The sequence below is a fragment of the Providencia sp. PROV119 genome (assembly GCF_028482435.1).
In the GTDB taxonomy this organism is placed as follows: Bacteria; Pseudomonadota; Gammaproteobacteria; order Enterobacterales; family Enterobacteriaceae; genus Providencia; species Providencia stuartii.
In genome coordinates this window covers 36,188-48,482 of sequence record NZ_JAMPQL010000026.1, presented here as the reverse complement: position 1 = coordinate 48,482, position 12,295 = coordinate 36,188, and the positions used below count along the sequence as shown (strand labels likewise).

General features: G+C 41.5%; 10 protein-coding genes. 4 read left to right on the top strand and 6 right to left on the bottom strand.

All coding sequences use genetic code 11. The annotated features are described in order from the left end of the window. Position 1 precedes the first annotated feature (1 nt). The 3 genes from PSF11_RS18255 to PSF11_RS18245 all read left to right on the top strand — a co-directional run bounded on the left by PSF11_RS18255 (position 2) and on the right by PSF11_RS18245 (position 3,501). Positions 2 to 952, top strand: a complete 951-nt coding sequence (locus PSF11_RS18255) for a carbamate kinase family protein (RefSeq protein ID WP_040132653.1) — start codon at positions 2 to 4, stop codon at positions 950 to 952. A 58-nt stretch (positions 953 to 1,010) separates the two neighbouring features. Beyond that, positions 1,011 to 2,387, top strand: a complete 1,377-nt coding sequence (locus PSF11_RS18250) for an amidohydrolase family protein (RefSeq protein ID WP_014657076.1) — start codon at positions 1,011 to 1,013, stop codon at positions 2,385 to 2,387. 304 nt (positions 2,388 to 2,691) lie between these two features. Then, positions 2,692 to 3,501 carry a hypothetical protein gene (locus PSF11_RS18245; protein ID WP_101495241.1) on the top strand — a complete coding sequence of 270 codons (810 nt, stop codon included), beginning with the start codon at positions 2,692 to 2,694 and terminating at the stop codon, positions 3,499 to 3,501. Between the two features lie 54 nt (positions 3,502 to 3,555). Here the strand turns inward: PSF11_RS18245 and uxuA are convergent, their stop codons facing one another. Both uxuA and PSF11_RS18235 read right to left on the bottom strand, forming a co-directional pair. Then, positions 3,556 to 4,746, bottom strand: coding sequence for a mannonate dehydratase (uxuA, locus tag PSF11_RS18240; RefSeq protein WP_004926272.1), 1,191 nt, complete (start codon positions 4,744 to 4,746; stop codon positions 3,556 to 3,558). 43 nt (positions 4,747 to 4,789) lie between these two features. Next, positions 4,790 to 6,100, bottom strand: a complete 1,311-nt coding sequence (locus PSF11_RS18235; protein ID WP_004926270.1) for an MFS transporter — start codon at positions 6,098 to 6,100, stop codon at positions 4,790 to 4,792. 216 nt (positions 6,101 to 6,316) lie between these two features. Here PSF11_RS18235 and PSF11_RS18230 point away from each other — a divergent pair, with 216 nt between their 5' ends. Next, entirely contained in the window at positions 6,317 to 7,033 is a 717-nt protein-coding gene (locus PSF11_RS18230; protein WP_072502619.1) for a FadR/GntR family transcriptional regulator, read from the top strand. A gap of 40 nt (positions 7,034 to 7,073) precedes the next feature. On the opposite strand, the gene uhpT is transcribed toward PSF11_RS18230, so the two are convergent. The 4 genes from uhpT to PSF11_RS18210 all read right to left on the bottom strand — a co-directional run bounded on the left by uhpT (position 7,074) and on the right by PSF11_RS18210 (position 12,274). Further along, positions 7,074 to 8,474 (bottom strand): hexose-6-phosphate:phosphate antiporter, encoded by a 1,401-nt coding sequence (uhpT, locus tag PSF11_RS18225; RefSeq protein WP_004926266.1) that lies wholly within the window; start codon positions 8,472 to 8,474, stop codon positions 7,074 to 7,076. A 29-nt stretch (positions 8,475 to 8,503) separates the two neighbouring features. After that, a complete protein-coding gene (locus tag PSF11_RS18220) occupies positions 8,504 to 9,292 on the bottom strand; it encodes an inositol monophosphatase family protein (protein ID WP_080728250.1) in 789 nt (262 codons plus the stop codon). A gap of 595 nt (positions 9,293 to 9,887) precedes the next feature. Further along, positions 9,888 to 10,142, bottom strand: coding sequence for an acyl carrier protein (locus PSF11_RS18215; protein ID WP_004926263.1), 255 nt, complete (start codon positions 10,140 to 10,142; stop codon positions 9,888 to 9,890). Further along, entirely contained in the window at positions 10,139 to 12,274 is a 2,136-nt protein-coding gene (locus PSF11_RS18210) for a hypothetical protein (RefSeq protein WP_060561527.1), read from the bottom strand. Before PSF11_RS18210 ends, PSF11_RS18215 begins: the two co-directional genes overlap by 4 nt. Positions 12,275 to 12,295: the final 21 nt, after the last annotated feature.

Below are 12,295 nucleotides of genomic sequence, written 5' to 3'. Positions count from 1 at the left end.
AATGAAAGAACTCGTGGTTGTTGCCATCGGGGGCAACAGTATTATCAAAGATAACAACGGCCAATCGATTGAAGCTCAAGAAAAAGCGGTACAAGAGGTCGCTTCCCATGTCTGTGATATGCTTGAGGGTAATTACAATATTGTTCTGACTCACGGTAATGGCCCTCAAGTGGGATTAGATTTACGCCGTGCCGAAATCGCTCACACCGTTGAAGGGCTACCACTCACACCATTAGCAAACTGTGTCGCCGATACACAAGGTGGTATTGGCTATTTGATCCAGCAAGCCCTGACAAACGCCTTGGCAAAACGCCATCACCGCCAAGCGGTGACCATTGTGACTCAAGTTGAAGTCGATAAAAATGATCCTAATTTCCACTCACCGACCAAGCCTATCGGCGCATTTTTCAGCCTAGAACAAGCTGAGAAGTTAAAAAAAGCCAATCCCGACTGGCATTTTGTTGAAGATTCTGGCCGAGGTTACCGCCGTGTCGTCGCCTCACCGGCGCCTAAGAGTGTTATCGAATCAGCGGCTATTCGGACGCTCAGTGAAAATAACTATGTTGTTATTGCGGCTGGTGGCGGGGGGATCCCTGTTATTAAAAATACGAATGGCGGTTTCCAGAGTGTCGACGCCGTCATTGATAAAGATTTATCAACCACATTGCTAGCAAAAGAGTTAAAAGCCGATATTTTGATTATCACCACTGGCGTAGAGAAAGTGTGTATTCACTTTGGCAAACCTGAGCAACAAGCGCTTGGGGAGGCGACAACAACGGAGATGCTGCAATATATGCGTGAAGGGCATTTTCCAGCGGGAAGTATGTTACCCAAAATTGAAGCCAGCCTGTCATTTCTCGCCAATGGTGGCAAACGCGTGATCATTACAACGCCTGAGAGATTGCCACAAGCCTTACGCGGTGAAACTGGCACGCACATTGTTCAAGGTTAGCCCCACACGATTGCAGGTTACGCCGAGTAACTTGCAACCCTCTCATTAAGGAGTTTTTATGCCATCCAACAGAAGAGAGTTTCTTTCAACGAGTGCAAAACTGGCAGCCACCTGCACGCTATTTGGAGCGATATCCGGTATTGCTGCCGCAGATAATGGCCCCACCTCATTAAATAGCACGACCACCATTAAAGATGATCACTACTATCTTGATGATGTGTTACTGGAAACAGGCTTTCGTTACCGTGATGCGAGCGTGATTGGCACCAAAACGGCCCTACACACCCTTGAAATTAAAAATGGAAAAATTGCAGCACTTCTCGCGAATAAACAGCATATTGATAAGCAATTAGCAGCCTATAGTGCAGATGGTAAACTCATGCTACCTGCTTTTCGTGATATGCACATTCACTTGGATAAAACCTTTTATGGTGGACCTTGGCAAGCTCCCGAATCACGAGAAGGTAAAACTATCCTTGATATGATAGCGCTTGAACAAAAGTTGTTGCCGGAATTACAGCCGTATACTCAAGAGCGCGCACATGCGCTTATCAAGCTGATCCAATCCAAAGGATCAACGATAGCCCGCAGTCATTGTAATATTGAACCCGTTTCCGGTCTTAAGAACCTTGAAGCGCTCACTCAAGTTCTTGATCAGCACCAGCAAGACCTAACTTGTGAAATTGTTGCCTTTCCTCAACATGGGTTATTGTTATCCAAAGCAGAGCCATTAATGCGAGAGGCAATGCAGGCAGGGGCGCACTATGTGGGTGGACTTGATCCCACGAACGTTGATGGCGCAATGGAAAAATCGCTCGATACCATGTTCCAGATAGCGCTAGATTATAATAAAGGGGTCGATATTCATTTGCATGAAACAAGCCCAGCTGGTCGCGCAGCTATCGACTATATGATTGATACCGTCGATAAAAACCGCACTCTTCGTGGTAAAGTGACTATTAGCCATGCTTTTGCTCTTGCAACACTGACACCTGAGCAGGCACAAGAAACTGCACACCGACTCGCCGAACAACACATAACTATCGCCACCACAGTGCCTATTGGCACCTTACATATGCCACTAAAAACACTCAATGAAAACGGTGTCTTTGTGATGTCTGGAACCGATAGCGTGATTGATCATTGGTCGCCATTTGGCCTCGGTGATATGTTAGAAAAAGCGAATTTATATGCCCAGCTCTATACCCGCCCCGATGAACTATCCCTATCACGTTCACTGGCAATTGCCACCGGTAATAAGTTGCCATTAGATGACAAAGGTAAACAAGTGTGGCCATTAGTTGGGGATGATGCCAGCTTTGTACTCGTCGATGCATCCTGCTCCGCAGAGGCGGTCGCCCGAATTTCGCCAAGGCAAGCCAGTTTCCACAAAGGGAGCTTAGCGTCAGGCGCGATTAAAAAACAAATAAGCTAATTTAAGATCCTATCATCTTTACTCTTAAAAAGAGAGTTTCGTATATGTGGCTCTCTTTTTACTCTTGTATTATGTTAACCCTATTTTAAATCTATTTTTTATTTATCTTTCGGCTATGCTAAATATGTGTAGTGTAACTGATACCAGATATTGAATACCCTTGTTTATCTAGCCACTAAATTATTTCATCCTATCTGCAATCCCTTTTGTACTCACAAAAATACTATTTTGGTAGTAATCCTATTATCAGGTTTTTTTTAATTATTATAATTGATACCTCTAATTTCCAATGAGCACTGCTACTATGCAAGATAATATTCAATTACCTGAAAAATTAATAAAAGCATTTCCTACAAGAGACTTACAGTTAACCCCACTAAAAGGGGATGGTGGCATAATACGCTTAATTTTTCTTGTTCTCGTTCTTATCGGTTTAACCGTTTTTGTTGCTTTTCAATTACCTGGTATCGCGTATGACTATAAAATTGGTCAAAATGCGGTTCCTGTTAATGCCAATATAAATGGCTCTTGTAGAGCAAGTTTGATGGTTATTACCCATTGTAATGTTAAGGTGACATACCGCGGCCACACTGTTTCACATAGCTTTGGTTTCCTAGGAACTTCACGAAATGTTGCCGTGCAACCAATCGCCGATGCCAATGATCTATCACGCTTAACGGTTGATGTGGCTGTCGAAAATGTGATGCTCCGCTTTGTAACTACAATTATTATCATCGCATTATTAATTTTTAGCCTTGTATTTATTATTTACCGCTACATAGCGAACAATAAGATCAGAAAAGTATTATTATCTAGCGGCAAAATGCCACTAAAACTTATCGCTGTTCCTGCCAAAGTTGTTAATTCTAACCGCCTATTGATGGTTTCTTATAAATTCAATTTAGATGGTAAAAAAATATCGACTGGCTATTCAGGCAATAAAAAAACATCCCCTATAGTCTTCGAAGAAAATGGCAAAAAATATGCTTTAGCCGTTTGTGAACCGCAAAAAAACATTCCTTATATATTGGATTTATCATTAAAAAGAATTCAAGCCACTCCGGAAGAAGTGCAACACTTTCATCTCGCATTACAGGAAGAAGGGCTAATTTAATCTCTTTATTACCCAGTTGGGCCTAGATAGGCCCAACTCACTTAGTACTCAGAATTATTTTAAATCAGGGAAAAAGACTCGTTTAATCGCCAATTCAACACCACGAACTTCCGCTAATCCTTTTAAACGCCCAATCGCAGAATAACCTGGATTCGTTTTCTTTTGCAGATCATCCAACATTTGATGCCCATGATCAGGACGCATTGGTATGCGGCGCATATTACCGACTTTTTGGCGACGATCTTCTTCCGCCAAAATTGCTTTAACCACGGCAAACATATCCACATCGCCCCCTAAATGCGCTGCTTCATGGAACGTTTTTGGATTATCTTCACGGCACGTCGAGCGCAAGTGTGTAAAATGAATACGATCACCGAATTGCTCAATCATTTTGACTAAATCATTATCGCTTCTCACGCCGTAAGAGCCTGTACACATAGTGAAACCGTTGTGAAGGCTATCCACCGTCTCTTTTAGCCATTGCATATCTTCAATCGTTGAAACAATCCGCGGTAAACCTAAAATAGGCCGCGGTGGATCGTCAGGATGAACGGCCATTTTCACGCCAACCTCTTCTGCTACGGGGATAATGGCTCGTAAAAAATAGGCCATATTCTCACGCAACTTAGCCTTATCAATGCCTGCATAAGTTTGTAAATGTGCTTTGAATTGTTCAAGGGTATAGCCTTCTTCTGCTCCCGGCAGGCCCGCAATAATATTACCAACCAATTTATCCTTATCGGCTTGGCTCATTGCTTCATAATAAGCTTTGGCTTGAATAAGCTCTTCAGCCGTGTAATCTTGCTCAGCCCCCTCGCGCTGTAACAAATACAGTTCGAAAGCGGCAAATGCTATCTGATCAAAACGTAATGCCTTCGAACCATCAGGTAATTCGTATTCCAAATCAGTTCGTGTCCAATCCAGTACGGGCATAAAGTTGTAACACACCGTATCAATACCGCATGCAGCGAGGTTACGAATCGATTGCTGGTAATTAGCGATATGCTGTTCATAATCACCACGATGTGTTTTGATCTCTTCATGAACAGGAATACTTTCTACCACTGACCAGACAAGGCCTTTAGCTTCGATTTCCGCCTTGCGTTTTTCTATCTCTTCGATAGTCCATACTTGCCCATTTGGGATGTGGTGCAAAGCCGTTACCACCCCTGTCGCCCCTGCTTGGCGAATATCACTCAAAGAAACAGGGTCGTTAGGACCATACCAGCGCCATGTTTGTTCCATATTACTCACCTCAATATGTGGGCACAGACAAGTGCCCTAAAAATTACTGTGTAACGGTTTCTTCAATCGGAGTTTTAACGATGAAGAAGTAAGCTAATGCACCCGCGAAGGTCACCATTGAGCAAACAATGAGCGCCCAGTTAAATGAACCGGTTGTATCTAATACCCAACCTGTAACAATCGGTGCGAATGATGCGAAAACAAAGCTACCAAAGTTCTGAATACTGCTTACGGAAGCGACCATTTTGCTTGGTGTCACCACTTGCACGAGTCCCCAGCAAGAAGTGCCCGCAAAATGCACAAAGAATAGCGCCAAGCTGATAAAAGCAACTGCCATCGCGGTAGATGTCGATTGCACGACCAATAAAGTGCAAGCCGCTGAGCAAATCAGCCCTAAGCAGATAAGGATTTTCCGGCTATTCATCAATGAATAACCTTTTTTCGCCAGTCGGTCTGCCACCATGCCATTGACCAGCATCCCTAGCGAACCGAATAAAAATGGAATAGCGGCGACCCACCCTGTATTGGCCAAGCTCAACCCACGTTCGGCCTGTAAATAGCCTGGTAACCATGCAAGGTATAACCAGCCGGTATAGTTCACGCCACTGAAGCCCAAAATCATGCCCCAAACTGTACGTTTCTTAAACAGAGCACCCCACTCTTTCAATGTCACTTTCTGTTTTGGCTGCTCCTCACGACCTGAGTTGAGATATTTCAAATCCTCTTCAGAGAGCTTTAATGATTCACGGTTACGGTAGTAAGCATACCAACACACCCCGATTAAAATTCCAGCCACACCAATGATGATAAACATCATTCGCCAGCCAAACGCTAACATGAGAGCCACAAGGATAGGTGGCGCAAACGCCTGCCCAATTGTGGTCGAGGAGTTGAATATCCCCATGGGAATGCCGCGCTCTTTGGCATTAAACCAATCATTCACCACTTTAACGCCACTTGGCATAAAGGGAGCTTCGCCGACCCCAAGGCCGATACGCAGCGCAATAAATTGCCAGAAGTTTTGGATCAACCCTGCCATACCTTGCATCGTTGACCAGAAAATTAATCCTGCTCCTAACACAATACGTGGGCCAAACCTATCGAGTAGTAAACCAGAAGGAAGCTGTGAGATACCGTAAGATAATGAAAAAGCGGATAACAAAACACCAAATTGAGTTGCTGAAAGCCCTAAATCAGCTCGGATAGCTTCGTTAGCGACCGAAAGAGAGCCTCGGTCAAGAAAGTTAATGATCCCAGCTAGAAACAGCAGCAGTAACGAGATCCGTTGAATTTTCTTAATCCTGGCGGTTTTTGCAATATTATCGGGTGTTATGTCAGATGCTGAACTCTGCATAGTTACATCCTCAAAAAGTAATTATAGTTGTCATGTGACCTGAATGACCGATGGCTTGATTGTCAGGTGGTCAGGCCGGTATTATAGTTATTGAATTGAGAAAAAATTAACTTGATATGGCTCACAGATCTGTTTTTTTGTGATTCAGATTAGCAGTCAATCAGGATTAAAGCGTATGATATGTGCCGATATGGATGAGCATACCGAGGAATTAACATGGCATTAGCCCCACTGAAAGTTGAACGATTATACCGCCAGATCTCAAACCTTATTATTGAGTGTATAAAACGTGGCGATTTCAACGCAGGAGAGCCGTTGCCTTCTGAACGAGAACTGGCAAAACAGATGGAAGTCAGCCGATCATCCATCCGAGAAGCTTTTATTGCACTGGAAATGACAGGTTGGATTGAAATTCGGGTTGGTAATGGGGTCTATGTGGCAAATCCGTTACCGCAGTTTGAGTCCAAAAAAGAGGCGGTCAGTACAGCAACAGAAAAAGATGAAACAGAATTTAGCTTACGCGATTTATTGAAGGCGAGGCAATCTTTCGAAACCATGATTGCAGAACTTGCTGCCCGCAATGCAACTGATGAACAATGTGCTGAATTACAAGAGATTATGAAAGATCTCATCAAACAAAAAGATAATGATGAAAACTTTTTGCGCGAGGATAAACGCTTCCATTTGTTAATCAGTGAAATGACAGGCAACGAAGTATTACACAGCATGATGGAACACTTATGGGATATGCGACAATCAACACGCTTTATTCGCATGGAGTCACACTATGCGAATATTGATTTACCCAAAACCATGAATGAAGACCATCAATTAATTGTGAATGCAATTTTGGATAGAAACCCTAAAGAAGCCGCCAAATGCATGCATAACCATTTACAACATGTCTATGAGTGCTTCTTCAATATTGAATGATGCTCTACCCCATAGGTATATGGGGTAGAAAACACATCACTTAATGGCCGATGCTACGGTCACGGCGAATTTTACGCTCCTCATAGAAGGCGACTACCGCTAGCATCACAATACCTACAGCGGTTGCGGCAAATAACAGATAGAAAGTATCTGACCAACCATGAAACGTGAAGCCCCCCACTGAGATACCTTTCCCTGTTGGATCAGCGATACGAGACACTAACACTTTTGCCATTCCATCGCCAAACAGATAACCAAAGAAGCCTGGAATGGAGTTCACTACCGCGGTTGCACATTTTGGTGCAAAGCCAATGATAGAGATGCCGATTAAGATCACAGGGCCAAAAATAAAGAATCCTTCAAAGAACAATGCAATATAAATGCCCCATACGCTGGACATATTTTGATAAGCGATTAATGGGAAAATCACTGAAATCATACATAACATACCGAGTAATGCGCGGCGACCGCCCATTTTATCGGACACATAACCCCAAGTGAGTGATCCTAGAAATCCGCCTAATTCTAATGCCGTAATCGTACCTATCGCGGAAATATCATCCCAATCAAGCGCCATTTTGACATATGCCACACTCCAGTTATCAACACCAATACGGATGGTATAAACACAAAGGTTGGCAAAACATAAAAACCAAACCGCCGGATTTTTCAGCACATATTTCACAAAAATTTCAGATTTTGACATACTCTCCGCGGCGGTATCATCTTTGGAGATTGGTTCATCAAAAATCTCTTCTGGCGTATTCCACCCTAACTCAGACGGATCATCTTTACCGAAAAACATCCCAAATGTAGCAATAACCCCAGCAAAAAGAATTGGGAAAATAAACATTCCTGCCACATTGCCATTAAAGGCATATTCCATACCAAATAATGCAATCGGCCCTGCTAAAATTGCCCCGATATTATGTGACGCATTCCACCAAGAGATAAAACGGCCTCGATTTTTTCTTGGCGTCCAACGGTTTATGGTTGAATTAGAGCAAGGGCCGCCCGGCGCTTGAAATAGACCCGTTAGCGCCCATAAGAAAATAAAGATCCCGAGAGAATGCCCTGACGAAAGTAAAAACATCCCGATAGCAAATGAAGAGGCACACGAGAGCATTAATAAGAAACTGAGTATTTTCTTGGTATTTTTACCGTCAATATAATACGAGAGTAATACACGGCCTAGACTGTATGTAATAGAGAACCCAAAGCCAACTGTGCCTAAATCACTTAATGTAAAACTGGTTTGTTCAATAATAAATGGGGTTGCTGCTTTGAAATTATAGCGAAGAAAATAGATCCCTGTATAAGCCAAACACATCACGATGAATGGCTCCATAAACTTTCTTAACCATAAATCACGTTGTACAGAGAGGGGTATTTTTCCTGCCGGTAGCCTTTTAATATCAAAAAACGAAAATTTAGAACTCATATTATTGACCTTTTACTAATTTTATTATTTTAATCTCTAAATGAGGCGAGTTGCTGATATACCCCAGGGCTAGATGCCAACACATAATTCCCTTTTAACAAGAAATCGTCCTTTTCTTTATAGTTATTCATGACACCGCCAGCTTCTTGAATTAACAATAAGCCCGCAAGGCAATCCCATGAATTTAAATGAGGTTCGTAATAACCAATTAATTTCCCAGCCGCCACATAAGCCAACATTAATGCAGCAGAGCCATTGCGTATAAACATTCCTTTTGCGTGGAGCAATTTATCGAGAAAAGGAATAATGTATTCAGGCGACAGACGCGTTGAAATACCAACGCCAAATAAACCTTCATTCAGGGATTGAACAGCATTAACTTGGATAGGTGATTGGTTTAAATAAGCGCCATGACCCGCCATTGCATGAAACAACTCCTCCTGTACGGGATCATACACAACCGCAATTTGTGTATTTTGTTGTTCATCCAAGAGGGCTATCGCAATACACCAAGAAGGCAATCCAAAAATAAATGCACTTGTGCCATCAATAGGATCAACAACCCAAGTATATTGCGATGCGCCTTGTGTATAACCCCCTTCTTCACCAAATAGAGCATCGAGGGGGTATTGCTGATGAATTTTCTCACGAATAAATTGTTCCGTATTTTTATCCGCAATAGTGACTAAATCCTGCCCATCCTCTTTTTTCTTTTCAATATTTAATTGGTTTCGGTCATGATAGTAAGATACGGCTAATTTGCCGGCTTCAATAACGACTTGTTGAATAAACGTATATCTCGCTGAAATCGCATTCATCCCCATCTCCAGATAATGAAATTAATGTTTCGAAATATATATTTAACGAATCGTACATTCTGTGATCGATTTCATGAGATGATGATTTAATGTAATTTTTATTTTATAAAATATATTTTATTGTTAATAACCTATTGTTGTAAAAAGAACATAAATAAAATTATCAAATTAACCCCATTATTTTTCATTTTCCATTTTTTGTTTTTTTAAAACAAAATTTTCATAATCAACCCAAAAACAAATCTTTTTATGATGACTCAATACCGATTTTAAGCGATAACGCTAACGAGCCTTTTGTTAATGACTCGCCTAAGTACCACTGGTTTTTGGATTTGCCATGAGATTATCTTTAACTGGCTAAATCAGATTTATTTTGTGATATGTTGTTTTGAGAAAATACTTGTCGATGGCTATTTTTCAATATAAACACAAAAACGTTTGTATTAATAGAATAAACAGATGGTCTAATATTATGTGAATTTAACATTAAGCAGTAAACAGAATTACTGTTAAAGATGTTGTATATAGAACAAGTACGATTACCACGGATATGACCTGAACATCCTTGTTATCAGGTCATGATGTAAAAATAATTTCAGGTCTTCGTTTGAGAAAGGTAATCAACAATATCCTGTAATCGATGCCATTTTACCCAGATATTATCGTTTAATCGTTGGCCAGTGTAATCTTCAATGGCGGTGATTAGCTCAAGCATTTCCAATGAATCAATATGTAAATCTAAAATTAAGGTCGAATCCATCGTAATGGGTTTATGGATCCCTGAATAGGCACGGATCGCTTTTATTTGCTCCGTCAGCCATGTTTGATGAATTAAATTATCTGTACTCATGACCCATTTCCTAATTTAAATCGCTGATCATCGCCGATATAACGTTTTTTCTGTGACAAATCTCTAGCCTGCCCACCTGACGTCGTATATACCCGATTATCCGTATTCACCTGCCAACGATATTTTTTCTTCGTCACATCGCTATCTGCTTTTTTCTCCGTGGTTTCAGTATAATGAATAGGCTGTGCTCCAACCGGTTCGGCACTCTCTTTTTCAATAACGACTGTTGCCGTTGGCTGCTCTTCCACAACCTGTGCCACCTTAGCGTGATAAATCCCACTTGCATGGCTGCTCAACGGAAAACTTGCTTTCGATTGAACAGCCGGTTTCTCTTTATCATCTAGTGATTGTTGTGTATCTAACTGGCGCGTAGCTTGTTCAGCCGCTAATGACGTGTCTTTCAGCACCATGGCAGAGCGATTTGCCACATCCAGCATATTGCTTAATTCAGTTGCCACTTGCTTTGCCGCATCCACTAAATGTGAATGGCTATTCGGTTGTATCTGAGCATCAAACAGATGATCTGTCTGTTGAGTCACTTGCTCTTCTAACGACTGAGAGTCGACTCCATCTACTGCTCTTTGTCGTTGTGCTGCAATGAGCTGTTGATCGGTCGGTTTTGCACTCTCAACCTTGGAATCACTCGCTCTATACTGCAACCTGCCTACAGGGTTTGTGCTTTGGTTAAATCCCCCGCTGGTGATCACAAATGGGGCAGTTTGTTGTGTATTTGGTAACCATTTACCATCCATTGTGCGTGTATACCCCCCCATTTGATGGCGAGGAGGAAGTTCAGGAGCCTCTTTTTCTTGATTGGATTGCAGCAGAATCGCCTCATTGACCCCTGTTTGTGGCTCAGTGCTCTCTGATGTTTCACCACTCGATTTATCTTTTAACGCTGGCTGGTGAGAGGCGCTATCATCAACTTGAGTGGCGTTATTTGGCGGTGTCGGGCTATCCTGTTTTACAATTTTCCCGTCACCGCTGAGCTGAACATGCAATTCAGTTCGGTAGGTTGTTGGGGTTTCCGCCGCTGGTGTCGCGGTTTTTTGCGCTATCGTCTTACTCGGCGCCGCCCGAAAAGAGGCCGCGCTGTCAATATTTACCGTCGTTGCCACACTACCATAACGACTCGGTGTATCGGACACCTTACAAATACAGTGAGGGCAAGCATAATTATTAGTTATATAATAATTATTGATGATCGGCGCTGACGTTTGGCTACTGGTTTGATATGGCACACCATCCACATCATCTGACTGCTGTGGATTGGTCAATAAAGTTGGCTGTTCTTGTCTTGTTGCTTTTGGTTTCATCTGTACAGGAGCATGATCTGCACTCGGTACACTCAACTTATTTACAAGAATAATTTCAATGTGTTCCTCTAAATTTTGAAAACATTGATTCAATCTATAATTCTTATTACTCCAAGATTTTAACTCTTGGCTCGACTTAACCCCACGCTCAAATCCTGTTAGTTTTTCCTGTACTAACGTTGGATTTAAAAAATGATTAACCAGTGTTGTATCATCAATCTGTTGAGCAGAGTCAAGACCTGCCATCTGCTTCAATTGACTATCAGTATAAGTTTCATTTAATTTAGCTTTAATCGCAGGCGTAACATATTCCGATAAAAACCGTGTTTGCAGTTTGCTTTCAAATTTAGGTAATAAATTGAATAATTCGCTACTTAAAGTTTTACTTGATACTTCCGCTGAGGACTTAGACATCACCGCAATATTTTTGGCAAGACTATTTAATACGGAAGAAGGAATTTCATCTTTGCTTAATAATGAAAAGGAAGTTAACACTGCATTGATATTATTCTTGTCTTCTCTTAGAACATTTACAATCATATCAGGTGTCAGATGATATTTTGCTACTAAATTGTCTGATGAGTTTTTTAATAATGTAAATAAGTTATTTGCTTTAGCACTATCAAGCTCACGATGTAGAACTTTACTACTTGCAAAAAAATTGATTCTTTTTCCCATTTGTATAGGGCTACTATCACCGATATTTAAAGCTCCATTCATAACATTTAACAATGTATGAGAGGATTCATTAGCCTGAATATTACTCCTATGCTCAACGGTGCTTCGCATAGTTGTAGAGGGAGAGATTGTTGGCATAGAAACTCCTTTTAATTATAT

Coding starts and splice junctions, on each gene's coding strand:
- uxuA (WP_004926272.1), bottom strand. CDS start 4,746: ATGGAACAAACATGGCGCTGGTATGGTCCTAACGACCCTGTTTCTTTG.
- PSF11_RS18235 (WP_004926270.1), bottom strand. CDS start 6,100: ATGCAGAGTTCAGCATCTGACATAACACCCGATAATATTGCAAAAACC.
- PSF11_RS18215 (WP_004926263.1), bottom strand. CDS start 10,142: ATGAGTACAGATAATTTAATTCATCAAACATGGCTGACGGAGCAAATA.
- PSF11_RS18230 (WP_072502619.1), top strand. CDS start 6,317: ATGGCATTAGCCCCACTGAAAGTTGAACGATTATACCGCCAGATCTCA.
- PSF11_RS18250 (WP_014657076.1), top strand. CDS start 1,011: ATGCCATCCAACAGAAGAGAGTTTCTTTCAACGAGTGCAAAACTGGCA.
- PSF11_RS18210 (WP_060561527.1), bottom strand. CDS start 12,274: ATGCCAACAATCTCTCCCTCTACAACTATGCGAAGCACCGTTGAGCAT.
- uhpT (WP_004926266.1), bottom strand. CDS start 8,474: ATGAGTTCTAAATTTTCGTTTTTTGATATTAAAAGGCTACCGGCAGGA.
- PSF11_RS18220 (WP_080728250.1), bottom strand. CDS start 9,292: ATGAATGCGATTTCAGCGAGATATACGTTTATTCAACAAGTCGTTATT.
- PSF11_RS18255 (WP_040132653.1), top strand. CDS start 2: ATGAAAGAACTCGTGGTTGTTGCCATCGGGGGCAACAGTATTATCAAA.
- PSF11_RS18245 (WP_101495241.1), top strand. CDS start 2,692: ATGCAAGATAATATTCAATTACCTGAAAAATTAATAAAAGCATTTCCT.